The following is a 22292-nucleotide window of genomic DNA, read 5'->3' on the forward strand; positions in this document are numbered from 1 at the left end:
GAGCAGCGACTGTTTTTCTGTCTGACGTAGGAAGAGAGCAAGACGACAGCCATGGCTGAGGCTCAGAACATTCCGGCGGGGTCCACCACTGCCGGTTCGATCGCGGTGGCCGCCGAGTCGACCGTCGCCACCCGCATGAGTGCGCCCCCGTCCTTCGACGTGGCGGACTTCCCGGTACCGCACGGCCGCGAGGAGGAGTGGCGCTTCACTCCGCTGGAGCGGCTGCGCGGTCTGCACGACGGCAGCGCCGTCGCGAACGGCACCGGCATCAGGGTCGACATCGACGCCCCCGAAGGCGTCGTCGTCGAGACCGTGGGCCGTGACGACGCGCGGATCGGCAGGGCCGGCACTCCTGTGGACCGGGTGGCCGCCCAGGCGTACTCCTCCTTCGAGAAGGCCTCTGTCGTCACCGTGCCCAAGGAGACCGTGCTCACCGAGCCGGTCCGGATCGCCGTGCACGGCGAGGGCGGCACCGCCTACGCCCACCAGGTCATCGAGCTCGGCGCCTTCGCCGAAGCCGTCGTGGTCATCGACCACACCGGTGACACGGTCGTCGCGGCCAACGTCGACTTCCTGCTGGGCGACGGCGCGAAGCTCACCGTCGTCTCCGTCCAGGACTGGGACGACAAGGCCGTCCACGTCGCCCAGCACAACGCCCTGGTCGGCCGGGACGCCTCCTTCAAGTCGATCGTGGTCACCTTCGGCGGCGATGTCGTACGTCTCCACCCGCGCGTCCGGTACGCCGGCACCGGAGGCGAGGCCGAGCTCTTCGGCCTGTACTTCACCGACGCGGGCCAGCACCAAGAGCACCGTCTGATGGTCGACCACAACGCCCCGCACTGTCGCTCCAACGCCGCCTACAAGGGCGCCCTCCAGGGCCAGGACGCACACGCCGTCTGGATCGGCGACGTCCTGATCGAGGCCAAGGCCGAGGGCACCGACACATACGAGATGAACCGCAACCTCGTCCTCACGGACGGCGCGCGGGTCGACTCCGTGCCGAACCTGGAGATCGAGACCGGCGAGATCGTCGGTGCGGGACATGCCTCCGCCACCGGTCGCTTCGACGACGAGCAACTCTTCTACCTGCAGTCCCGCGGCATCCGCGCCGACGAGGCGCGACGTCTGGTGGTCCGCGGCTTCTTCGCCGAACTGGTCCAGAAGATCGGTCTGCCCGATGTCGAGGAGCGCCTGCTCGCCAAGATCGACGCCGAGCTGGAGGCTTCCGTCTGATGGGCTTCGTCAAAGCCTGTGCGCTGAGCGAGCTGGAGGAGGACACCCCGAAGAGGGTGGAACTCGACGGCACGCCGGTGTCCCTCGTCCAGACCGGGGGTGAGGTTTTCGCGATCTATGACGTCTGCTCGCACGCGAATGTGTCGCTGTCCGAAGGCGAGGTGGAGGACTGCCAGATCGAGTGCTGGCTGCACGGCTCCAGCTTCGACCTGCGCACCGGCAAGCCGTCCGGCCTTCCCGCGACGCGCCCCGTCCCCGTATACCCCGTAAAGATCGAAGGGGACGATGTGCTCGTCTCCGTCACCCAGGAGTCCTGAGTCACCCATGGCAACGCTTGAAATCCGCGACCTGCACGTTTCCGTCGAGGCCGAGAACGGCCCCCGGGAGATCCTCAAGGGCGTCGACCTGACCGTGAAGCAGGGCGAGACCCACGCCATCATGGGCCCCAACGGCTCCGGCAAGTCGACGCTCGCGTACTCCATCGCGGGTCACCCCAAGTACACGATCACCAGCGGCACCGTCACCCTGGACGGCGAGGACGTCCTGGAGATGACCGTCGACGAGCGCGCCCGCGCCGGCATGTTCCTCGCCATGCAGTACCCGGTCGAGGTCCCCGGCGTCTCGGTCTCCAACTTCCTGCGCACCTCCGCCACCGCGATCCGCGGCGAGGCCCCGAAGCTGCGTACCTGGGTGAAGGAGGTCAAGTCCGCCATGGAGCAGCTCCAGATGGACCCGGCCTTCGCCGAGCGCAATGTCAACGAGGGCTTCTCCGGCGGTGAGAAGAAGCGCCACGAGATCCTCCAGCTGGAGCTCCTCAAGCCGAAGATCGCGATCCTGGACGAGACCGACTCCGGCCTGGACGTCGACGCTCTGCGCCAGGTCTCCGAGGGCGTCAACCGCGTCCACGAGAGCGGCGAGGTCGGCACCCTGCTGATCACGCACTACACGCGCATCCTGCGCTACATCAAGCCCGACTTCGTGCACGTTTTCGCGAACGGCCGCATCGCCGAGTCCGGCGGCGCCGAGCTCGCCGACAAGCTCGAGGCCGAGGGCTACGAGGCATACACGAAGGGTGGCGTATCCGCGTGACAGTGGCCCGCCAGGGGCTCCCCGGCCTCCTCGACACCGAGGCGATCCGCAAGGACTTCCCGATCCTGGACCGCTTGATCCATGACGGGAAGAAGCTCGTGTACCTGGACAACGCGGCGACGTCACAGACGCCGCGCCAGGTGCTCGATGTGCTGAGCGAGTACTACGAACAGCACAATGCCAACGTCCACCGGGGCGTGCATGTGCTCGCCGAGGAAGCCACGGCGCTGTACGAGGGAGCCCGCGACAAGGTCGCTGCCTTCATCAACGCGCCGAGCCGCGACGAGGTCATCTTCACCAAGAACGCCTCGGAGTCACTCAACCTCGTGGCCAACATGCTCGGCTGGGCGGACGAGCCCTACCGCGTGGATCACGAGACCGAGATCGTCATCACCGAGATGGAGCATCACTCCAACATCGTGCCGTGGCAGCTGCTCTCGCAGCGCACCGGCGCGAAGCTGAAGTGGTTCGGCCTCACCGACGACGGCCGTCTCGACCTGTCCAACATCGAAGAGATCATCACCGAGAAGACGAAGATCGTCTCCTTCACGCTGGTCTCCAACATCATGGGCACGGTCAACCCGGTCGAGGCGATCGTGCGCCGCGCGCAGGACGTCGGCGCGCTGGTCCTGATCGACGCCTCGCAGGCCGCGCCGCACATGCCCCTGGACGTGCAGGCGCTGCAGGCCGACTTCGTGGCCTTCACCGGCCACAAGATGTGCGGCCCGACCGGCATCGGCGTGCTGTGGGGCCGCCAGGAGCTGCTCGAGGACCTGCCGCCGTTCCTCGGTGGCGGCGAGATGATCGAGACCGTGTCGATGCACTCCTCGACGTACGCCCCCGCGCCGCACAAGTTCGAGGCCGGTACGCCCCCGATCGCCCAGGCCGTCGGCCTCGGCGCGGCCGTGGACTACCTCTCCGCGATCGGCATGGACAAGATCGCCCAGCATGAGCACATCCTCACCGAGTACGCGGTGAAGCGGCTGCTCGACGTCCCGGACCTGAGGATCATCGGCCCCACCACGGCCGAGGAGCGCGGCGCCGCGATCTCGTTCACGCTTGGCGATATCCACCCGCACGACGTGGGCCAGGTCCTCGACGAGCAGGGCATCGCGGTCCGGGTCGGCCACCACTGCGCGCGGCCGGTCTGCCTGCGGTACGGAATTCCTGCGACCACGCGGGCGTCGTTCTATCTGTACTCCACGCCCACGGAGGTCGACGCGCTGATCGACGGGCTGGAGCACGTACGGAACTTCTTCGGCTGAAGGGCTGGGACGTGAAGCTTGATTCGATGTACCAGGAAGTCATCCTGGACCACTACAAGCACCCGCACGGGCGGGGCTTGCGGGATGGCGATGCCGAGGTGCACCACGTCAATCCGACCTGCGGCGACGAGATCACTCTGCGTGTGCGGTACGAAGGCTCGCTGATCGCGGACATCTCGTACGAGGGCCAGGGCTGCTCCATCAGCCAGGCCAGCGCGTCCGTGCTGAACGAGCTGCTGGTCGGCAAGGAACTCGCCGAGGCGCAGAAGATCCAGGCGAGCTTCCTGGAGCTGATGCAGTCCAAGGGCCAGCTGGAGCCCGACGACGCGATGGAGGAGGTGCTGGAAGACGCGGTCGCGTTCGCCGGCGTCTCCAAGTACCCGGCCCGGGTGAAGTGCGCGCTGCTGAGCTGGATGGCGTGGAAGGACGCGACCGCCCAGGCGCTGGGTGAGGCCCCCGAGAGGAAGACGGCATGACTGAGAACGCAGGCACCGCACTGAAGCCGGCCTCCGAGGAGGAGGTCCGCGAGGCGCTTTACGACGTCGTCGACCCCGAGCTGGGCATCGACGTGGTCAACCTCGGCCTGATCTACGGCATCCACATCGACGAGTCCAATGTCGCGACCCTGGACATGACGCTGACGTCCGCGGCCTGTCCGCTGACCGATGTGATCGAGGACCAGGCGAAGTCGGCGACGGACGGCCTCGTCAGCGAACTGAAGATCAACTGGGTCTGGATGCCGCCGTGGGGACCGGACAAGATCACGGACGACGGACGCGAGCAGCTGCGCGCGCTGGGCTTCAACGTCTGAGCCGTCTGAGACCAGCCGTCCGAGACCCGGCTCCGCCGAGTTCCACGAAACGGCCATGCCCGCCAGGCACACTGGCGGGCATGGCCGTTTCGCTGTACACCGTCGTCGTCGACGCCCACGATCTGCCGGCCCTCGCCCGCTTCTGGAGCCAGGTTCTGAACTGGAGGGTGGTCTTCGAGGCCGATGACGAAATCGTCATCGGGGCCGACGAGTCCGCCCTGCCGGGGATCACCTTCGTGCCCGTGGCCGAGCGCAAGAGTGTCAAGAACCGGCTGCACATCGACCTCACGCCCGACGACCAGGCCGCCGAGGTCGAGAGGATCATCGGGCTCGGGGCGCGACGGGCCGACGTCGGGCAGGGGCCCGAGGCGACCTGGGTGGTGCTCGCCGACCCCGAGGGCAACGAGTTCTGTGTGCTGCGGCCGAAGAAGACGCTGCTCGACTAGGGCGGGCGACGCGGCGGCCCCGGTAGCGTTGTGTACGCGCGTACCCAACGTTGTGTACTGTCGTACGCATGGGATACGGACTGCTGGCCGCGGCCATCGCGGCGGAGGTGGCCGGGACGACGGCCATGAAGTACAGCGAGGGCTTCACCCGGTTGTGGCCTTCGCTGCTCACCGTCGCGGGATATGTGCTCGCCTTCTCGCTGCTCGCCCAGACGCTCAAGACCATGTCGGTGGGCACCGCGTACACGATCTGGGCCGGCGTCGGCACGGCCGCGATCGCCGCCATCGGCATGATCTTCCTGGGTGAGTCGACCAGTCTGGTAAGGATCACGGGCATCGCGCTGGTGATCGTCGGCGTCGTGGTGCTCAACGCGGGCGGTGCTCACTGATGGCGCGGCGGTACGACCCCGAGCGGCGTCAGCGCATCATCGACGCGGCGATCCGGGTGGTCGGCAAAAGCGGGATCGCCGGGCTCAGCCACCGCACGGTGGCGGCGGAGGCCGATGTGCCGCTCGGCTCGACGACGTATCACTTCGCCTCCCTCGACGAGCTGCTGGTCGCCGCGTTGCGCCAGGCCAACGAGGGGTTCGCGGCAGTGGTCCGGAAGAGCGGCGCGCTCGCAGACCCGGACGCCGACCTCGCCGAGGAGCTCGCCCGCGTGATGGGGGAGTGGCTCGCCGGGGAGCGTACGGGCGTGGAGCTGGAGTACGAGCTCTATCTGGCGGCCCTGCGGCGGCCCGCACTGCGGCCGGTCGCCGCGGAGTGGTGCCTGGAGCTCGCCGAGATCCTGGCCGGGCGGACCGATCCGGTCACGGCGCGGGCGCTGGTGGCGCTGATGGACGGGATCTGTCTGCAGGTGCTGCTGACGGACGCGCAGTACGAGGCGGAGTACGCGCGGGAGATGCTGGCGCGGATCATCGGCTGAGGGGATTCGCCGGGATCGATGCGTCGAGGGGGTGCGGCCGAGGTGGCGTGAAGCGCCGTCGCTGCCGGGCTCGGCGCGCACCTCGCCGAGGGGTGCGTCCGTGGGCGACGCGCCTGAGGGGGTACGTCCAACGGGGTGCCTCCGACGGGGTGCCTCCGAGGTGACGCGGCCTGAGGGCGGTGCGGCCGAGGGCGATGCGTCCCTGCCGTTGTTGACCCGCGGCGCCCCCGCTGACATAGTCCGTTCCCAAAAGGAACTCACTGGGGGCGGGGAGCATGGGGATGCTGCGGGACGTGCCGCGGGCGGTACGGCTACTGGCCTTCGGCGGGTTCTTCAACTCCGTCGTCAGTCTCACCTTCGTCTACCTCTTCGTGTATCTGACGGGCCCCCGCGGGCTGACCGTCACCCAGGCCGGGCTGATCAGCGGCATCGGCGGTGCGGGGCTGGTCGCCGGGAACTTCACCGGCGGCTGGTTCGGCGACCGCTACGGCCACCGCCGTGCCCTCCTGGCCGGGGCGACCGTGAGTGGCGCGGTCCTTGTCACCCTCCCGCTGCTCCCCGTCGTCGCGCTGTACGCGGCGCTGCCCCTCGCCGAGTACGCCTCCGGCGTCGTACGTGCCGCCAACTCCGCGCTCGTCGCCGTCTCCGTCCCCGAGGGCGCACGCCGCCAGGGCTTCGCCGTGATGCGCTTCGCGGGCAACGCCGGCTTCACCGTCGGCCCCCCGCTCGGCGCGCTGCTCGCCGCCCACACCTCGTACGACTGGCTCTTCGCCGTCGACGGCCTCGGCACGCTCGCCTTCGCGGCGTACGCATCGCGCGTGCTCCCGGCCCGCGCCGCGGTGCACACCAAACCCGCCCACGACCCGGACGCCCCGTCCGTCTGGCGCGAGCTGCGCGCCAGACCCGCGGTCGTGGTGCTGCTCGCCGCGATCCTCTGCGTGGACCTCGTCTACCGGCAGCAGTACTCCACACTGCCCGTCTTCCTCGCCGACCACGGTCTCGGCACTCAGGTCTACGGCTGGCTGCTCGCCATCAACGGCGGCGTCATCCTCTGCCTCGAACTCCCCGCGACACACGCCCTGCGCAAACGCGCCCCGCTCTCCATCGTCGGCGTCGGGCTGCTGCTCGTCGGCCTCGGCTATGCCGTACTGATACCGGGCGCGGGGCTGCTGTTCGCGATCACCATGATGCTGTCGCTGACAGCGGGCGAGATCCTCTACAAGACCACCGCCACCGCCTACGTCGCCGACGAGGCCCCCGCCCATGCGCAGGGCCGCTTCCAGAGCTTGTACGCGGGGGCCTCCGTCAGCGGCCAGGTACTCGCCCCGCCGCTGGGCGGAGCCCTCTACTCCACCGCGCCCGGCCTGCTCTGGCCCGCCTGCGCGGTGATCGCGGGGGCCGCCGGAGCCATGGTTCTCGCGGCCGGGAGGCTCCGTACGCGCCCGTCAACTGAGACCGGTTCGCTCCCGCGGGCCCTTGCCGGTTAGCGTTCCACCATGACTGACTCGCCCGACAGCACCACTGCTACTCGCACCACCGGCGCCGTCGCCGCCGGACTCGCCACCCTGACCCCCGACGGCACTGTCCTGGACACCTGGTTCCCCGCCCCCGGGCTCGTCGCCGAGCCCGGGCCCGCCGGGACCGAGCGGCTGACCGCCGAGCGTGCCGTCGAGCTGCTCGGTGAAGGCGCCGCCAGGGCCATCGGCCCGGATGCCCGCCGCGGCGTAGAGATCGTCGCCGTCCGCACGGTCATCGCCTCGCTCGACGACAAGCCGCTGGACGCACACGACGCGTATCTGCGCCTGCACCTGCTGAGCCACCGGCTGGTCAAGCCGCACGGCCAGAACCTGGACGGTCTCTTCGGGCTGCTCGCCAATGTCGCCTGGACCTCGCTCGGCCCGGTCGCCGTCGACCAGGTGGAGAGCGTGCGGCTGAACGCCCGCGCCGAAGGCCTGCACCTGGCCGTGACGAGCATCGACAAGTTCCCGCGGATGACGGACTACGTCGCGCCCAAGGGCGTACGCATCGCCGACGCCGACCGCGTCCGGCTCGGCGCGCACCTCGCCGAGGGCACCACCGTGATGCACGAGGGCTTCGTCAACTTCAACGCCGGCACGCTCGGCACGTCGATGGTCGAGGGCCGTATCTCCGCGGGCGTCGTCGTCGGCGACGGCTCTGACATCGGCGGCGGCGCCTCCACCATGGGCACCCTCTCCGGCGGCGGCAACGTCCGCATCATCATCGGCGAGCGCTGCCTGATCGGCGCGGAGGCGGGCGTCGGCATCGCGCTCGGCGACGAGTGCGTCGTCGAGGCCGGTCTGTACGTCACCGCGGGCACCCGGGTCACCATGCCCGACGGGCAGATCGTCAAGGCCCGTGAGCTCTCCGGCGCGAGCAACATCCTCTTCCGCCGCAACTCGGTCACCGGCTCCGTCGAGGCCCGCCCGAACAACGCGGTCTGGGGCGGCCTGAACGACATCCTGCACAGCCACAACTAGTTGCCCGGGGCCGCCGCCCGGGCAGCCGGTTCGTCCTCAGACTCCCCCCAGACTTCGTCCGGGGGGACCCCCAGCCGGGCCTGATTCCGCCAGCAGCTCCTCGTACGCCACGCGCAGCCCGTGGGTCGCCTCGCGGCCCGCGGGCTGCAGTGGTTCGCGGACCGGGCCCGCGTCCAGCAGTGCCTTCGCCGTCACCGTGCCGGGCAGGCCCGACGCCATCATCAGTTCGGCCAGGGGGAGCGTGAGCCCGTTGAGGCGGGTGGCCTCGGCGGTGGCGCCCTTGTCGTATGCGTCGAGCACCGCACGCAGCTGCCGCGGCGCGACATTCGCGACCGTGCTGACGAAGCCCGCGCCGCCCACCGCATACAGCGGCAGATTCAGCTCCTCGCAGCCCGAGTAGTACGCGAGCGAGGTGCACGCGATCACCTTGGCCGAGCCGAGCAGGTCGTACGCGCAGTCCTTGACCGCGACGATGCGGGGGTGCCCGGCGAGGCGCAGGACAGTGCCGGGCTCGATGCGGGTGCCGGTGCGGCCGGGGATGTCGTAGAGCATCACGGGCAGTGCGGTGGCGTCGGCGACGTTGCGGAAATGAGCCTCGACCGCGTCCTGCGGCGGGCGGCTGTAGTACGGCGTGACCACCAACAGGCCGTCTGCGCCCGCCTGTTCGGCCGCGCGCGCCAGCTCGACGGTGTGCCGCGTGGATGCGCTGCCCACGCCCGCGACGACGGCGGCGCTGTCGCCGACCGCTTGGCGCACGGCTCGTACCAGCGCGGTCTTCTCGGCGTCCGTAGTGGTCGGGGACTCGCCTGTGGTGCCGTTCAGGACCAGTCCGTCGCAGCCCTCGGACACCAGATGCACGGCGAGGCGCGCGGCCGCGTCCAGGTCCAGCTCACCGGAGTCGGTGAAGGGCGTGATCATCGCGCAGAGGGCGCGGCCGAACGGCCGTGGTGTTGTCATGCTCCGCAGTTTCGGCCCGACGGACAGTGAAGGTCCACTTAGATCTTCTTGAGCTGAGGGGCAAGCAGTGCTGAACAGTGATCCGTCCGCTGTGGTTGTTGACCCCAACCATGGTTCACGTTTCACGATGGTGATCAGCGGCGCACCGCAACGGCGCGCTCGGTGAGGAGATTCGTCATGACCGCGAACGTGAGTGTGCAGCCCGACGCCCGGCCCGACCTCGGCCGGCCCGGCGTCGGCGTCGGCGTCGTCAAGGTGTCCACCTGGGACGTCGGCACGCCCGATCGGCAGCGGGCGGCCGTCGAGGCCGTCTCGAAGGTGTGGCAGAGCCGGGACTGGCCCCATGCCGGGCTGCTGTCGTACACCGTGCACATCGGCGAGGACGGCAGGACGCTCCTCCACTACACACAGTGGACGGACGAGGACGCCTACCAGGAGTTCTTCCGCACCTTCAGGGACGAGCGGAACGCGGAGATCGACGCCGCGGTGCCCGGCATCGAGCGGCTCGGGATCCATTCGTACGCGCTCTACCGCAGCGGCGGCCTGGGCCCGGACGACCGGCGGGTCCCCGGGTGCGTCGTGATCGTGGACGTGGAGTTCGACGGGCCGGACGCCGCGCGGCAGCGGGCCTGGGTGGACGCGGTCTTCGAGGCTCTGGAGTCCGATTCGGGTCTGCACCCGGGCGGGATCGCCGGACACTTCCACATCAGCCTGGACGGGACACGCGTGCTCAACTACGCGGAGTGGGAGAGCGCCGAGGCCCACCGCGAGGCCCTGGCCGGCCCCGGCGACGGGGTGGGGTCGAGAACCCCGCAGTGGGCGAAGGTGCAGAGCTTCCCGGGCGTGACCGGCGGCGGCGTGAACCGGTACACGCCCGCGCTGAGCTTCAGCGCGGGCGCGTAGCGGGACGGGTCTTACGGGCGGAAGCGCAGTACCTGCGGGTCGTGGTCGCTGTTCTGGTCCGCGAACTCCGCGTTGATGTGCACGCTGTCGTACGCGAAGTCGTCGATCGACGGGCTGGTCAGGATCTGGTCGAGGACCTGGCTGTTGCCCTGGAAGACGTACGAGTAACGCTCCGAGCGCGGCAGCGACTTGACCGCCGGGTAGAGCGCGCCGCCGTCGGTGAGGGCCTTCGTCGTCGCCGAGAACTCGAAGTCGTTGATGTCCCCGAGGACCAGCACGTCGGACCGGCGGTCGGCCTTCAGAATGTCCTTGACGAAGGCATTGACCGCCTGCGCCTGCTGCAGACGCTTGGTCTCCGAGGAGCGGACCGGCGGCTGGTGGTGCGAGGCCAGGCCCTCGTCGCCGCCCTTCGAGCCGAAGTGGTTGGCGATCACGAAGACCGTGCGTCCGCGGAAGGTGAACTCGCCCGCCAGCGGCTTGCGGCTGTTCTCCCAGGCGGCGTTCGCCGGGTCGATCCGGCCCGGGGAGAGCGTCAGCGCCGCCCGGCCCCGCTCCTGCACGACGCCGGTCGCCGTCTTCGCGTCTCCGCCCGGCCGGTCCGTGAAGGAGACCCGCTCCGGGTTGAAGAGGAAGACCTGACGGATGTTGCCGCCGGGCTCGCCGCCGTCCTTGTTGTTCTCGGGGTCGAGGGTCCGCCACTCGTACGCCGGGCCGCCCGCCGCCGCGATCGCCGCGGTGAACTTCTTCAGCGTCTCGCCCGCCGCGACCGTGCCGTCGTTCTTGGCGCCGTTGTCGTCCTGGATCTCCTCCAGGGCCAGGATGTCCGGCGAGGCGAGGTTGTTCACCACGGCGGCCGCGAGCGCGTCGAACTTCGCCTGCGGGTCGGAGGGGTCGAGGTTCTCCACGTTGTACGTGGCGACCGCCAGCTCGCCGCGCCTCTGCTTGCGCGTCGACTCACGCTCCAGACCCCGGTCGGCGACCGTGCCGAGGGTGCGGGCCGTGATCGTGTAGCCGCCGAACTGGTTGAAGTCCAGGGGCCCTTCGGTCGTCCCGGCCAGCACATCCCCGACATTCGCCTTGGGGAAGGGCTTCTGGGCGAGCGGCGTCAGCGACTGGATCTGCAGCCGGCCGGTGTTCTGCGCGGTGTACGAGCGGTAGACCGTGCCGCCGCGGCGGCTCGGGTTCTCGAACGGCTTCACCGTCACCCACAGCTCCGCGAAGGGGTCGGTGGCGCCGACGACGCGGGAGGTTCCGATGCGGACGTTCGCGCCCTCCAGCGACTCGTAGTAGTCCAGGGCGTACTTACGGGGCTCGAGGGGGAGGGCGTTGATGCTGCCGCCCGCCGCCGCGTCGCCGGCCGGGGCGTACGCCGAAGGCACCGACCACGCGGAGATGGTGACCGGCGCGGGCAGTTCGTTGCCGGAGGAGACGACGGTGACGGCCGGCTTGGTGATCTCCGTCAGCGACTGGTTGCCGGAGGACGTGCCGCCCGGGACGTACTCGATGACCGTGCCGGAGACCAGCACCTTGTCGCCGACGGCGACGGTCGGGGCGGAGCCGGTGAAGACGAAGACACCCTCGCTGGTGGCGGGGTTGGCGTCCGCCTCCGGGTCCTGGAGCCAGAAGCCCCTGGAGCCGTAGGTCCGTACACCCGTGACGATTCCGGGAACCTCGGTCACCTGCTGACCGGCCAGCGGAGATGTGCGGGTGGTGCCCTGAATGTCGTGGATCCGGACCGCGGCGGCGTCGGCGGAGGCGGCGGAGGAGCCGGCGAGCAGGCCGGCGGCCAGCGCGGCGGCGACGACGGCCGCGACAGCGGCCGTTCTCGGTGCGACGGAGGAAGGCATCAAGGAACTCCGGAGTTGAGGAATGAGAGGCGGGGATGAGATTCCCCGTATGGTTCTACGCGCGTCAATCTCTTGGTTGGGCAGGGGAGTTGTCAAGAGTGGGCGGGTGTACGCAGGCCGACGGATCGGTGAACCCACGCGCGGGACGCACAAGGCGGGGGGCGGGACGCACGAGGCGCGCGGGCGCTCTCCTGTGCCTCCTGCCCGGGCGCGGCGAAACCCGGTGAAATACGTCTACGCTGGGGGCCGCCCGGACCCCGTACGCCCGAGGAGAACCGCCAGATGCCCGAAGACCGCCCCACCCTGCCGCCGGTGCGGCTGCACTCGGAAGCGGAGCTGGCGCGGGACGCGCTCGCAACGCCGCTGCTGACCAGGGCCGTCCGGCTCGCCCGCTGGGCGGGTCGGGACACTCGGGTCGGCGCGGGCGGCGAACTCGTGGACGAGCAACTGCCCGCGGCCGCCGAAGAACTGGGCCTCGGGACCGGCGGCGACGGACCGGCGTACGCGAGTGAGGCGTGGCGCGTGGCCGTCGACACCGGGCTCGTGGAGGTCCAGGACTCGGACGACGACGCCGAGCACGGCACGGTCACCGCGGGCGAGAACCTCGCGCTGATCGCCTCGGGCGGGCCGCAGGACATCCTCGCCATCTGGCTGGAGGCCCTTGAGGCCGTGCACGCCGACGCCGTCGCGCCGCTGCTCGACGACCTGGCCGACGCGATCGGCGAGGACGGGGAGATCGACTACGAGGCGCTGGACTGGGACCCGGACGCCGAGGGGGAGTTCCTCGACGGCGTTCTCGGGAATCTCTATCTGCTCACCGTCACTCACGGCGGGGCGGGCGAGGGGCCGGTGCCGCTGCCCGCGCTCGCCGCGTCGATGATCGTGCCCGACGACATGGGTGAGCCCACCGACGACGTACTGGAGCAGGTGTCGGAGGCGATGATGCGCCTGGACGACCAGTTCCGGCTGTTCGAGCCGGTCGGCCTGGTCGAATACCGGCCGGTGGACGAGGCGTTGATGGTGGAGGAGGGCGAGGAGCCCGTGGCGCCGGTGGACGACGAGGACGTCTCCCGGTACGGAATGGTCAAGCTCACCCCGCTCGGTCTGTACGGCATCAGGGCCCGGATGCTGGAGGTGGGGATCGACGCGCCGGCGGTGGGGGATCTCGCGGACAAGGGCGCGGACGTACTCCTCGACGGGCTTGCGCAGTTCCCGGGGCCGGCGGCACGGGCCGAGACCGAACAGTGGCTCGCCCGGCGTGCCCCGGCCGACGCCGCGCGCGACCTGCTGACCGCGGCCCGGGGCACGGACGCGGGCGCTCCGCTGCGCCGCCTCCACTGTCAGCAGGCGCTGACCCTGGTGGGCCCGCGGGCCGAACCGGCGGTCCGCGCGGTCCTGGACGACGCGGAACTGGGTGGCCTGGCGCGGGTCTGGCTGGCGGAGCGCGGCGCGACGGACGTACCGGCGCCGCCCGAGCCGATGATCTTCTGGCTGGCGATCGACACGATCGCGGCGCAGCTGGACGCGGAGGGCGAACTGGAGGAACTCCAGGGCCTGGTGGAGGACCTGGTCGGCCAGCACAGCGGCTTCTTCGACGCGGCATGGCGGGTGGACCACCCGGCGACGGCGGAGGTGCTGGAGGCGATGGGCAGGCTGCACCGGGACAAGGCGGCGGCGAAGGAGGCCCGCAAGGCCGCCTTCAAGGCACGGTCGCGGCCGGGCGGCTGAGCCCTGAGTCAGCCGGGCGGCTGAGGGTCGTTCGGGGGGCGGCTGAGGCCCGGGCCCCGGTCACACGAGGGGCGGCGGACTCCCCAGGGTGTCCGCCGCCGCCCGTGAGACAACGTCAGCACTCGTACCGTGTCGTGTGCTTGAACGAGGACGTGGCGCCCTCGAAGCCGTACGTTCCCCGGTACGCCGGCGGGTTTGGTACTCGCCGACGATCGTGATCGTGTCCGCGCATGAACCCTGGCCCGCGCGCCTCGCGTCCAGTCGCGGCCCGATTGCTCGTCCCTCCCGGTGCCGCCACCGGTCACATTGGCCAGCCGGCCGTCAGGTGGGCCGCGAGCAGGCACGGTGGCCGGCGGCCGGATATTCATGGACCGTGGGGCTTTCGATGTCGGCCGGTGTTCAAGTGCCGTTTGTGCGCGGGCGGAAGTCTGAGGCCGTCATCAGCCCCAGCCGCATGCGTCACTTCAGGCCTTCAGGAGTACTCGATGCCGCTCACCCGCAGGGAATTCACCAGACAGTCCGCACTCACCGGCGCGGGAGTCGCGCTCACCGGCGTCGTCGGGGCGCTCGCCACCGCGCCCGGCGCCCTCGCAGCCGAGGACGGCGCCGACATCGCCGGAGAGGGCCACGAGGGCGGCGAGCACGGCCACGGCGGCCACGGGCCCGGCTACGGCCCCCTGATCCCCGACCCCGAGGGACTCCTGGCGCTGCCCGCCGGGTTCTCGTACCGCGTTCTCGCCCACGCGGGAGTCACCAAGCTGGAGTCGGGCGAGTTCACCCCCTCCAAGCACGACGGCGCCGCCGCCTTCGAAGGCCCGCGCGGAGTGACCCTCCTCGTCGTCAACCACGAGCTCAAGGGCGCCCGCACCAAGGTGAAGCACCCGGTCCCGCTCGCCGAGGGCCTCGTTTACGACTCCGCCGCGGCCGGCGGCTGCACGGTCGTCGAGACCCACCGCAGCGGCGAGGTCGCCCAGTGGGTCGGCATCGCCGGCACCTCGCAGAACTGCGCGGGCGGCAGCACTCCTTGGGGCACCTGGCTCACCTGCGAGGAGACCGAGGACCGGGCCGGCCAGAACGGCATGACCAAGGACCACGGCTACGTCTTCGAGGTCGACCCCTGCGACAGGCGTGCCAACCGGCACCCCCGGCCCATCAAGGCGCTCGGCCGGTTCGCCCACGAGGCCGTCGTCGTCGACCCCAAGCGCGCCCACCTCTACCTCACCGAGGATGCCGACACCCCCAACGGCCTGCTCTACCGCTGGGTTCCGCCGCACGGCTTCAAGCACGGCCGCGGCCACCTGAGGCACCTCGCCGACGACGCGGGCGTCCTGCAGGCCGCCAAGTGCTTCGACTCCGGCGGCCGTTTCGTCGACGACCTGTCCCGCGCCACGAAGATCGGCACGGTGTACGGCGTGGACTGGGCCGACGTGCCGGACCGCGACGGCCGTACCGTCCCGGTGCGCAAGCAGTTCGCCGACACGGACGTCACCCGCGCCCGCAAGCTCGAAGGCATGTGGTGGGGCGACGGCGGCGTGTACATCGTCTCCTCGTACGCCCGTGACGAGAGCCCCGTTCACCACGACGGCCAGGTCTGGTTCTACGACCCCAAGCGCCGCACCCTCACCCTGAAGGTGCTGCTCGGCGTCAACCCCGACCCGTCCAAGGACGGCGCGTTCGACGGCCCCGACAACATCACCGTGTCGCCGTACGGCGGGCTGGTCATCGCCGAGGACGGCGAGGGCGTCCAGCACCTCTTCGGCGCGACCGAGCGCGGGCGCACCTACCCGATCGCACGCAACGAACTGAACCTCGGCACCGCGGAGGACCCGGACTTCAGCGAGTTCGCCGGCATCGTCTTCTCGCCCGGCGGACGGACCCTCTACGCCAGCATCCAGACCCCCGGCATCATGTTCGCGATCACGGGACCCTGGAAGCGCCAGTCGCACCGCTGAAACACACCTTGACGGGTTGAACGCCCGTACTGCGGCCGTTGCGCTCCCGTGAGCTGACATCTAACATTTTAGTTCATGGGAGCACTGCGGCCAGTACAGCGGACCCTGCTGCGCGACACGGCGTACGCGGCCATCCGCGACGCCATCGTGCGCGGCGAACTCCCGCCTGGGGACCCCGTACGCGACGCCGACCTCGCCGAGCGGCTCGGGCTCTCCCGGGCCCCGGTCCGCGAGGCGCTCGCGCGTCTCGGCGAGGAGGGGCTCGTCGAGACCAAGCCGCAGAGTTATACGCGGGTCACCAGGCTCGAACCACGTGCCGTGCGCGAGGCCGCCGTCGTCGTGCGCGCCATGCATGAGCTGGCCGCCCGCGCCGCCGTGCCGCAGCTCACGCCCGAGGACATCGGCGCGATGCGTGAGGCGAACGGCCGCTTCGAGAGCGCGACCCGCGACGGCGCCGTCGGCGAGGCCCTGCGGGCCGACGACGAGCTGCACGACGTGCTCGTACGGGCATGTGGCAACCGCGCCGTCGCGGCGACGATCGCGCGGTACACCCCGCTGATCCGCCGGCTGGAGTGGCGGCAGTTCGCCGAGGCGAGCGCACTCGAGTCGGCCGCGCTGCATGCGCGGCTCATCGACGCCTGTGCGGCCGCAGACGCCGACCGGGCGGCCCTTATCACCGCACAGATCTGGCGCGCGCTCGAGGAACTGGCGGACGAAGCAGAAGAAACAGATGGAACGGATGACTCAGGCATGACCTGACCCGAAGGAGCCCGCATGTCGATCACGTCGTACGAGCGCTACCCGCTGCTGTTCGGCCCTTCCCCGGTGCACCGGCTCGACCGGCTGACCGACCGTCTCGGCGGCGCGGAGCTGTGGGCCAAGCGCGAGGACTGCAACTCCGGCATCGCCTACGGCGGCAACAAGACGCGGAAGCTGGAGTACCTCGTCGCCGACGCCCTCGCCAAGGGCTGCGACACGCTGGTGTCGATCGGCGGGGTGCAGTCGAACCACACCCGCCAGGTCGCGGCGGTCGCCGCCCGCGCCGGACTCCGCTGTGTGCTGGTGCAGGAGAGCTGGGTCGACTGGCCCGACGCGGTCTACGACAAGGTCGGAAACATCCTGATCAGCAGGCTCGCGGGCGCCGACGTCCGGCTGATACGCGCCGGGTTCGGGATCGGCGTCAAGGAGAGCTGGGAGCAGGCGCTGCGCGAGGTCGAGGAGAGCGGCGGCCGGCCCTACGCCATCCCGGCCGGCGCATCCGACCATCCCCTGGGCGGGCTGGGCTTCGCGAACTGGGCGTACGAAGTGGCCGGGCAGGAGCAGGCTTTGGGCGTGTTCTTCGACACGGTCGTGGTGTGCTCGGTGACCGGAAGTACGCAGGCCGGGATGGTCGCGGGCTTCGCGGCGCTCGAAGAAGCGGGTGGCCGGCCGCGGCGGGTGATCGGCGTCGACGCCTCCGCCGCACCGGAGCGCACCAGGGAGCAGATCGGGCGGATCGCGCGGAACACCGCCTCACTCATCGGGGTGGAGCGTGAGCTGCGGGACGCGGACATCGAGCTGGACGCGCGGTACCACGCGGGCACATACGGCATTCCGGACGACACGACCCTGGAGGCGATGCGGCTCGCCGCCCGTACCGAGGGGATGGTGACGGATCCGGTGTACGAGGGGAAGTCGATGGCAGGGCTGATCGACCTGGTCACACGTGGTGAGATCGGGGCCGCGTCGACGGTGCTTTATGCCCATCTCGGCGGCCAGCCCGCACTCAATGCCTACAGCGCCCTCTTCTGACGTGGCGTGGCGGGTGCCCGAGGGCGCATACTCCAGGTAATGACAAAGTCAGCCGGATCCCGGCGTTACCTGCCCTCCAGTCCCTTCAACAAACCGGCCGCGGCTGCCCCGCCGATTGAGCAGTACGAAGTGGGCGACCGGGTCTCGCACGACCAATTCGGGCTCGGAAGAGTCATCGCAGTCGAGGGCGACAATGCCGCTGTGCTTGTCGACTTCTCCGGGCGCCAGGGAAGAATCCTGAGCCCATACTCCAAACTGGCCAAACTCTGAGGACCGTGGCCCCCGGGCCCGCCACCACTCCATGGACGGCGGGCCCGGCGGCGTCGGTCACAGCGCCTGTGCTGCGGGCTTGACCATGCCGCGTACGGTGCGGGACTTCACGAAATCGCCCATGGCCGTCATGTCCCACTCGCCCGAGAACTGCTTGATCAGCTTGGCCATCATCACGCCGGTCTGCGGCTCGGCGCCGGTCAGATCGAAGCGGACCAGCTCCTCGCCCGTCGCCGCGTCGATCAGCCGGCAGTAGGCCTTGGCGACCTCGGTGAACTTCTGTCCCGAGAACGAGTTGACGGTGAAGACCAGGCCCGTCGCCTCCGCCGGCAGCCGGCCGAGATCCACGACGATCACCTCGTCGTCGCCCGCGCCCTCGCCCGTCAGATTGTCGCCGGAGTGCTTGATCGAGCCGTTCAGAATCGACAGCTTGCCGAAGTAGCAGCTGTCCAGGTGATTGCGGTTGGGGCCGTACGCGATCACGGAGGCGTCGAGGTCGATGTCCTTGCCGCGGAAGGCGGGCTCCCAGCCGAGGCCCATCTTGACCTGGGAGAGCAGCGGGCGGCCGCCCTTGACCAGCGAGACCGTCTGATTCTTCTGCAGGCTGACCCGGCCCTTGTCCAGGTTGATCTTCCCGGCGCCGGCGGCGGGAGCGGCCGGCGGCGCGGCGGGCGCGGGCGGCGGCGGCGAGGCCAGACGCGGGTCGACAGGGGCGGGCGGCGCGACCGGCGCCGGCGGCGCGACCGGTGCGGGGGCCGTGGCGGGCTCCTCGTCGACCGAGACGCCGAAGTCCGTGGCGATGCCCGCCAGCCCGTTCGCATAGCCCTGGCCGACCGCACGGGCCTTCCAGGCGCCGTTGCGCAGATAGATCTCCACGACGACCAGCGCGGTCTCGGCGCCGAGCTGCGGCGGGGTGAAGGTGGCGAGCGCGCTGCCGTCGTCGGCGCTGCGGATGGTGGCGGTCGGCTCGATGCCCTGGAAGGTCTGCCCCGCGGCGTCCGGGCTCGCCGTGACGACGATCTTCTCGATGCCGGGCGGGACGGCGGAGGTGTCCACCACGATCGCGTCGGGGGCGCTGCCGCCGCCGGAGCGATAGCTGACGCCGGGGCCCGCCGGCTGGTTGTAGAAGATGAAATCGTCGTCGGAGCGCACCTTGCCGTCGGCGGTGAGCAGCAGGCCCGATACGTCGAGCCGCACCGGAGCGGTGACGTCCACCGCCACGCGGGTGACGGCGAGAGGGATGTTCGAGCCGGGGGTCATAGCTGTCATGCCAGGGGTAACGAGCGACGCCGCTTTACCGTTCCCTTACTCTTTTCGACGGTTGCGGGGGTGGTTCCGGGCCGTGCGCTCATCGCCGACGGGCCCGGCCGGCTCCCCCGCGAAGTGCTTGGCCGAGCACCGGCCGGTCAGTAGGGCCAGTGGGGCGGGTTGGTGGTGAAGTGGCCGCCCAGATGTGCGTGGTCGGGGTTTTCCGGATCGAGTTCGCCCAGCTCGGCGACGAGCTTCTCGGCGTACTGCTCGGAGTCGTCCTGCGGCTCGTAGCCCAGCGCCCGCGCCGTCGAAAGGTCCCACCACAGACGGGTGTTGGCGGAGGAGCCGTAGACGACGGCGTGGCCGACGCCCTCAGCGGTGAGCGCGGCGTGGAAGAGGCGGGCGCCGTCGCCGGGGCTCATCCAGACCGACAGCATCCGCACGGACGTCGGCTCCATGAAGCAGGAGCCGATGCGCACCGAGACGGTTTCCAGGCCGTGCAGGTCCCAGTAGAGCTGCGCCAGGTCCTCGCCGAAACCCTTGGACAGGCCGTAGTAGGTGTCGGGGCGGCGCGGGGTGTCGATGGGGATCAGTGCTTCGGGTGGGAAGGGCGCCTCGCCCTGCGGACGCGGAGTGAATCCGACCGCGTGGTTGCTGGAGGCGAAGACGATGCGGCCGACGCCCTCTTCACGGGCCGCCTCGTAGAGGTTGTAGGTCCCCTCGATGTTCGAGCGGAGGATCTTCTCGAAGGGGGCTTCCAGGGAGATGCCCGCGAGGTGGACGATCGCGTCGACACCCCGTACCGCCTGGCGCAGCGCCGCCTTGTCGGCGAGGTCTGCGGTGACCGCGTCCGGCACTCCCTCTATGGGGGTCGCGTCGAAGAGGCGGAGCTCGTAGCCGTACGCGGGCAGCAGCCCCCGCATCAGTGTGCCGAGGCCTCCGGCGGCGCCGGTGAGCAGGACAGTGCGGGGAGCGGGCATGGGGGGATCTCCTTGAAATGCTCAGGTCCGTAGACGGCATTCACATGCATGAAAACGCTCGGGAGCGGTCGGGGCAGCGTCCAGTGTCGCGCGGAGGGGCCGACTCCGCCCCTGAGTTGCGGTTTTCCGTCTTGACCCGGGCGATGCGGCTGCCATAGCGTGACGGCGTTCAGAGATATGGACGTCGATCAGAATTGTGCACGGGGTCCGCAGGCTCGGTGCACGGCCCAGGGAGCGCCCGTGACCTCAGCCCCGCTCGCCGCCCGGCTCACCCGGGTCCAAGGACCGCTGTTCTTCCCCGTCACCGCGTACGGACCGGACGGCGCTCTGGACCTCGATGTCTTCCGTACCCATGTGAGGAGCGGCATCGACTCCGGCGCGGCCGCGGTCTTCGCGTGCTGCGGCACGGGCGAGTTCCATGCCCTGACTCCCCAGGAGTTCGGCGACTGCATCGCCGCCGCCGTCGCGGAGACAGCCGGCGAGGTCCCGGTCGTGGCCGGAGCGGGCTACGGCACCGCGCTCGCGGTCCAGTACGCGAAGACCGCCGAAGCGGCGGGCGCGGACGGACTGCTCGCCATGCCGCCCTACCTCGTCGTCGCCGACCAGGCCGGGCTGCTGCGCCACTACACCGCGCTCGCCGCCGCGACCTCCCTCGACGTCATCGTCTACCAGCGCGACAACGCCGTCTTCACCCCCGATACCGTCGTAGAACTCGCCCAGGTGGACGGCATCATCGGCCTCAAGGACGGCTACGGCGACCTCGACCTGATGCAGCGCATCGTCGGCGCCGTCCGCCGCGACCTGCCCGACCGGGACTTCCTCTACTTCAACGGCTTGCCCACCGCAGAGCTCACCGGCCTCGCCTACCGCGGCATCGGCATCACCCTGTACTCCTCCGCCGTGTTCGCCTTCGCCCCCGACATCGCGCTCGGCTTCCACCGCGCGCTGACGACGGGCGACGACAAGACCGTCAACCGGCTGCTCGACGGCTTCTATGCGCCGCTGGTCGAACTGCGCAATCTCGGCCGCGGCTACGCCGTCTCGCTCGTCAAGGCCGGGGTACGCCTCGGCGGCCTCGACGTCGGCGAAGTGCGGCCACCGCTGAGCGAACCCCTCGACGTCCACATCAAAGCCCTGACGGCGCTCATCGAACGCGGCCGCTCCCTGCTGGAGGACGGCGCGTGAAGACCTCCGCGTTCCTCTACCCCTGGGACGTCGTCGGCGACCCGGACGCCGCAGCCCGCATCGCGGACCTCGGCGTCCAGCAGGTCACCCTCGCCGCCGCCTACCACTCCACGCGCGCCCTGACCCCGCGCCACCCCCGGCACCGGATCGTCACCGCGCAGCACGCCGCCGTGCTCTACGAAGTCGACGAGGAGCGCTGGGCGGGCCGCGAGCTGCGCCCGTACACCGCCGGGGACTGGGCCCCGGGCGACGCGTACGGCGAGGCCGCCGCGGCCCTGGCCGACGCCGGCATCGAGGTCCACAGCTGGGTGGTCCTCGCCCACAACTCCCGCCTCGGCGCCGAGCATCCGGACACCTCCGTCGTCAACGCATACGGCGACCGCTACCCTTGGGCGCCCTGCATCGCGCAGCCCGCGGTACGCGCCCTGGTGACGGATCTCGCGGCAGAGGCGGCGACCCGGCCGGGCGCGCGCGGCACCGAGCTGGAGTCCTGCGGGTGGTACGGCCTCGCGCATCTGCACGCCCACGACAAGATCGCGGGCGTGGGCCTGGCCGACGCGGCGCAGTATCTGATGTCGCTGTGCTTCTGCCCCGCCTGCCGCGACGGCTACGCGCAAGAGGGACTGAAGCCGACTCTGCTGGCCGCTGCCGTACGGGACGCCCTGGAGCCGGTCTGGGCGGGCGCCGCGGGTGCCGACGCCGGGGTCGAGAAGCTGCTCGGCGCCGAACTGTCCGCCGCGACCCTGGTCTTCCGGACGCGGACCGCCCGTACGTTCCAGGAGGCCGCCGTCGCCGCGGTGCGGGCCGCCGCCCCGCAGGGCTTCCAGGTGCTGCTGCACGCCGACCCCGTCGCGCACCACTGCGGGGCGAACGCGGGCGTCGACCCGGCGCACGTCCTGTCCGTCGCGGACGGCGTGGTCGTGCCGTGCACGGGCGGGCCGCGACTGCTCGCGCCGTTCGCGGAGCAGGAGGTGGAGGGGGCTGTGCTGGCGGCGAACTTCACGGTGGTCAGCGGGATGGGCGGCAGTCCCGGCACGCTCGTGGACGACGCGGCCCGGGCGGTGGGTCTCGGGGCGACTGAGGTCCGGCTCTACCACGCGGGGCTGGCGTCGGAGGGGGACCTTGCGCTGGTGTCGGACGCGGTGCCCCGCCTGGGGTAGG

Annotated in this window: 23 protein-coding genes; 19 read left to right on the forward strand and 4 right to left on the reverse strand. The window is 70.6% G+C overall.

Annotated elements, in window-relative coordinates; genetic code table 11:
* Nucleotides 1–51 precede the first annotated feature (51 nt).
* From sufD to dapD, 11 genes are all read left to right on the forward strand, one after another.
* The gene (sufD, locus tag ACFYWY_RS18435; RefSeq protein ID WP_389187214.1) at nucleotides 52–1233 is read left to right on the forward strand and encodes a Fe-S cluster assembly protein SufD; all 1182 of its coding nucleotides are present in this window, start codon (nucleotides 52–54) and stop codon (nucleotides 1231–1233) included.
* A complete protein-coding gene (locus tag ACFYWY_RS18440; protein WP_389187218.1) occupies nucleotides 1233–1550 on the forward strand; it encodes a non-heme iron oxygenase ferredoxin subunit in 318 nt (105 codons plus the stop codon). Before sufD ends, ACFYWY_RS18440 begins: the two co-directional genes overlap by 1 nt.
* A 7-nt stretch (nucleotides 1551–1557) precedes the next feature.
* On the forward strand, nucleotides 1558–2322 hold the full coding sequence (gene sufC, locus ACFYWY_RS18445; RefSeq protein WP_389187221.1) for a Fe-S cluster assembly ATPase SufC: 765 nt from the start codon (nucleotides 1558–1560) through the stop codon (nucleotides 2320–2322).
* A gap of 2 nt (nucleotides 2323–2324) precedes the next feature.
* Nucleotides 2325–3587: a cysteine desulfurase gene (locus tag ACFYWY_RS18450; RefSeq protein ID WP_389187486.1), complete on the forward strand. Its 1263-nt coding sequence runs from the start codon at nucleotides 2325–2327 to the stop codon at nucleotides 3585–3587.
* A gap of 11 nt (nucleotides 3588–3598) precedes the next feature.
* Complete coding sequence (gene sufU / locus ACFYWY_RS18455) at nucleotides 3599–4063, forward strand: Fe-S cluster assembly sulfur transfer protein SufU (RefSeq protein WP_389187224.1); 465 nt, start codon at nucleotides 3599–3601, stop codon at nucleotides 4061–4063.
* Nucleotides 4060–4398: a metal-sulfur cluster assembly factor gene (locus ACFYWY_RS18460; protein WP_389187227.1), complete on the forward strand. Its 339-nt coding sequence runs from the start codon at nucleotides 4060–4062 to the stop codon at nucleotides 4396–4398. The genes sufU and ACFYWY_RS18460 overlap by 4 nt, the downstream gene beginning before the upstream one ends.
* Before the next feature lie 80 nt (nucleotides 4399–4478).
* Nucleotides 4479–4844, forward strand: coding sequence for a VOC family protein (locus ACFYWY_RS18465; protein WP_389187230.1), 366 nt, complete (start codon nucleotides 4479–4481; stop codon nucleotides 4842–4844).
* A 68-nt stretch (nucleotides 4845–4912) separates the two neighbouring features.
* Nucleotides 4913–5233 (forward strand): DMT family transporter, encoded by a 321-nt coding sequence (locus ACFYWY_RS18470; protein ID WP_389187233.1) that lies wholly within the window; start codon nucleotides 4913–4915, stop codon nucleotides 5231–5233.
* On the forward strand, nucleotides 5233–5769 hold the full coding sequence (locus ACFYWY_RS18475) for a TetR/AcrR family transcriptional regulator (protein ID WP_389187236.1): 537 nt from the start codon (nucleotides 5233–5235) through the stop codon (nucleotides 5767–5769). Before ACFYWY_RS18470 ends, ACFYWY_RS18475 begins: the two co-directional genes overlap by 1 nt.
* 275 nt (nucleotides 5770–6044) lie before the next feature.
* Nucleotides 6045–7256, forward strand: coding sequence for an MFS transporter (locus ACFYWY_RS18480; RefSeq protein WP_389187239.1), 1212 nt, complete (start codon nucleotides 6045–6047; stop codon nucleotides 7254–7256).
* A 9-nt stretch (nucleotides 7257–7265) separates the two neighbouring features.
* Entirely contained in the window at nucleotides 7266–8267 is a 1002-nt protein-coding gene (gene dapD / locus ACFYWY_RS18485; RefSeq protein ID WP_389187242.1) for a 2,3,4,5-tetrahydropyridine-2,6-dicarboxylate N-succinyltransferase, read from the forward strand.
* Nucleotides 8268–8303: 36 nt separating this feature from the next.
* Here dapD and dapA read toward each other — a convergent pair whose 3' ends face one another.
* A complete protein-coding gene (gene dapA, locus ACFYWY_RS18490) occupies nucleotides 8304–9224 on the reverse strand; it encodes a 4-hydroxy-tetrahydrodipicolinate synthase (protein WP_389187245.1) in 921 nt (306 codons plus the stop codon).
* 177 nt (nucleotides 9225–9401) lie between these two features.
* Between dapA and ACFYWY_RS18495 the strand changes: the two genes are divergently transcribed.
* Nucleotides 9402–10127: an antibiotic biosynthesis monooxygenase gene (locus ACFYWY_RS18495; protein ID WP_389187248.1), complete on the forward strand. Its 726-nt coding sequence runs from the start codon at nucleotides 9402–9404 to the stop codon at nucleotides 10125–10127.
* An 11-nt stretch (nucleotides 10128–10138) separates the two neighbouring features.
* On the opposite strand, the gene ACFYWY_RS18500 is transcribed toward ACFYWY_RS18495, so the two are convergent.
* The gene (locus ACFYWY_RS18500) at nucleotides 10139–11974 is read right to left on the reverse strand and encodes an endonuclease/exonuclease/phosphatase family protein (protein ID WP_389187251.1); all 1836 of its coding nucleotides are present in this window, start codon (nucleotides 11972–11974) and stop codon (nucleotides 10139–10141) included.
* A 282-nt stretch (nucleotides 11975–12256) separates the two neighbouring features.
* On the opposite strand from ACFYWY_RS18500, the gene ACFYWY_RS18505 reads away from it, so the two are divergent.
* From ACFYWY_RS18505 to ACFYWY_RS18525, 5 genes are all read left to right on the forward strand, one after another.
* The gene (locus ACFYWY_RS18505) at nucleotides 12257–13702 is read left to right on the forward strand and encodes a hypothetical protein (protein WP_389187253.1); all 1446 of its coding nucleotides are present in this window, start codon (nucleotides 12257–12259) and stop codon (nucleotides 13700–13702) included.
* A 485-nt stretch (nucleotides 13703–14187) separates the two neighbouring features.
* Nucleotides 14188–15654, forward strand: coding sequence for an alkaline phosphatase PhoX (locus tag ACFYWY_RS18510; RefSeq protein WP_389187256.1), 1467 nt, complete (start codon nucleotides 14188–14190; stop codon nucleotides 15652–15654).
* Between the two features lie 75 nt (nucleotides 15655–15729).
* A complete protein-coding gene (locus ACFYWY_RS18515) occupies nucleotides 15730–16413 on the forward strand; it encodes a GntR family transcriptional regulator (protein WP_389187259.1) in 684 nt (227 codons plus the stop codon).
* Between the two features lie 15 nt (nucleotides 16414–16428).
* The gene (locus ACFYWY_RS18520) at nucleotides 16429–17445 is read left to right on the forward strand and encodes a 1-aminocyclopropane-1-carboxylate deaminase (protein ID WP_389187262.1); all 1017 of its coding nucleotides are present in this window, start codon (nucleotides 16429–16431) and stop codon (nucleotides 17443–17445) included.
* A 39-nt stretch (nucleotides 17446–17484) separates the two neighbouring features.
* A complete protein-coding gene (locus ACFYWY_RS18525) occupies nucleotides 17485–17715 on the forward strand; it encodes a hypothetical protein (RefSeq protein ID WP_215093417.1) in 231 nt (76 codons plus the stop codon).
* A gap of 57 nt (nucleotides 17716–17772) precedes the next feature.
* Here ACFYWY_RS18525 and ACFYWY_RS18530 read toward each other — a convergent pair whose 3' ends face one another.
* Both ACFYWY_RS18530 and ACFYWY_RS18535 read right to left on the reverse strand, forming a co-directional pair.
* Nucleotides 17773–18984: a TerD family protein gene (locus ACFYWY_RS18530; protein ID WP_389187266.1), complete on the reverse strand. Its 1212-nt coding sequence runs from the start codon at nucleotides 18982–18984 to the stop codon at nucleotides 17773–17775.
* Between the two features lie 137 nt (nucleotides 18985–19121).
* Nucleotides 19122–19946 (reverse strand): NAD-dependent epimerase/dehydratase family protein, encoded by an 825-nt coding sequence (locus ACFYWY_RS18535; protein ID WP_389187270.1) that lies wholly within the window; start codon nucleotides 19944–19946, stop codon nucleotides 19122–19124.
* Between the two features lie 240 nt (nucleotides 19947–20186).
* Here ACFYWY_RS18535 and ACFYWY_RS18540 point away from each other — a divergent pair, with 240 nt between their 5' ends.
* Nucleotides 20187–21131 carry a 5-dehydro-4-deoxyglucarate dehydratase gene (locus ACFYWY_RS18540; protein WP_389187273.1) on the forward strand — a complete coding sequence of 315 codons (945 nt, stop codon included), beginning with the start codon at nucleotides 20187–20189 and terminating at the stop codon, nucleotides 21129–21131.
* Nucleotides 21128–22291: a hypothetical protein gene (locus tag ACFYWY_RS18545; protein ID WP_389187276.1), complete on the forward strand. Its 1164-nt coding sequence runs from the start codon at nucleotides 21128–21130 to the stop codon at nucleotides 22289–22291. Before ACFYWY_RS18540 ends, ACFYWY_RS18545 begins: the two co-directional genes overlap by 4 nt.
* The last annotated feature ends 1 nt before the right edge of the window (nucleotide 22292 follow it).

The sequence above is a fragment of the Streptomyces sp. NPDC002870 genome (assembly GCF_042888505.1).
GTDB lineage: Bacteria > Actinomycetota > Actinomycetes > Streptomycetales > Streptomycetaceae > Streptomyces.

Bases quoted from the DNA above. Each gene is read 5' to 3' on its own strand.
- ACFYWY_RS18535 (WP_389187270.1), bottom strand. From the start codon at position 19,946: ATGCCCGCTCCCCGCACTGTCCTGCTCACCGGCGCCGCCGGAGGCCTC.
- ACFYWY_RS18510 (WP_389187256.1), top strand. From the start codon at position 14,188: ATGCCGCTCACCCGCAGGGAATTCACCAGACAGTCCGCACTCACCGGC.
- ACFYWY_RS18480 (WP_389187239.1), top strand. From the start codon at position 6,045: ATGGGGATGCTGCGGGACGTGCCGCGGGCGGTACGGCTACTGGCCTTC.
- dapD (WP_389187242.1), top strand. From the start codon at position 7,266: ATGACTGACTCGCCCGACAGCACCACTGCTACTCGCACCACCGGCGCC.
- ACFYWY_RS18460 (WP_389187227.1), top strand. From the start codon at position 4,060: ATGACTGAGAACGCAGGCACCGCACTGAAGCCGGCCTCCGAGGAGGAG.
- ACFYWY_RS18495 (WP_389187248.1), top strand. From the start codon at position 9,402: ATGACCGCGAACGTGAGTGTGCAGCCCGACGCCCGGCCCGACCTCGGC.
- ACFYWY_RS18530 (WP_389187266.1), bottom strand. From the start codon at position 18,984: ATGACAGCTATGACCCCCGGCTCGAACATCCCTCTCGCCGTCACCCGC.
- ACFYWY_RS18505 (WP_389187253.1), top strand. From the start codon at position 12,257: ATGCCCGAAGACCGCCCCACCCTGCCGCCGGTGCGGCTGCACTCGGAA.
- sufD (WP_389187214.1), top strand. From the start codon at position 52: ATGGCTGAGGCTCAGAACATTCCGGCGGGGTCCACCACTGCCGGTTCG.
- ACFYWY_RS18470 (WP_389187233.1), top strand. From the start codon at position 4,913: ATGGGATACGGACTGCTGGCCGCGGCCATCGCGGCGGAGGTGGCCGGG.
- ACFYWY_RS18520 (WP_389187262.1), top strand. From the start codon at position 16,429: ATGTCGATCACGTCGTACGAGCGCTACCCGCTGCTGTTCGGCCCTTCC.
- sufC (WP_389187221.1), top strand. From the start codon at position 1,558: ATGGCAACGCTTGAAATCCGCGACCTGCACGTTTCCGTCGAGGCCGAG.
- ACFYWY_RS18440 (WP_389187218.1), top strand. From the start codon at position 1,233: ATGGGCTTCGTCAAAGCCTGTGCGCTGAGCGAGCTGGAGGAGGACACC.
- ACFYWY_RS18475 (WP_389187236.1), top strand. From the start codon at position 5,233: ATGGCGCGGCGGTACGACCCCGAGCGGCGTCAGCGCATCATCGACGCG.
- ACFYWY_RS18500 (WP_389187251.1), bottom strand. From the start codon at position 11,974: ATGCCTTCCTCCGTCGCACCGAGAACGGCCGCTGTCGCGGCCGTCGTC.
- ACFYWY_RS18515 (WP_389187259.1), top strand. From the start codon at position 15,730: ATGGGAGCACTGCGGCCAGTACAGCGGACCCTGCTGCGCGACACGGCG.
- ACFYWY_RS18525 (WP_215093417.1), top strand. From the start codon at position 17,485: ATGACAAAGTCAGCCGGATCCCGGCGTTACCTGCCCTCCAGTCCCTTC.
- ACFYWY_RS18465 (WP_389187230.1), top strand. From the start codon at position 4,479: ATGGCCGTTTCGCTGTACACCGTCGTCGTCGACGCCCACGATCTGCCG.
- dapA (WP_389187245.1), bottom strand. From the start codon at position 9,224: ATGACAACACCACGGCCGTTCGGCCGCGCCCTCTGCGCGATGATCACG.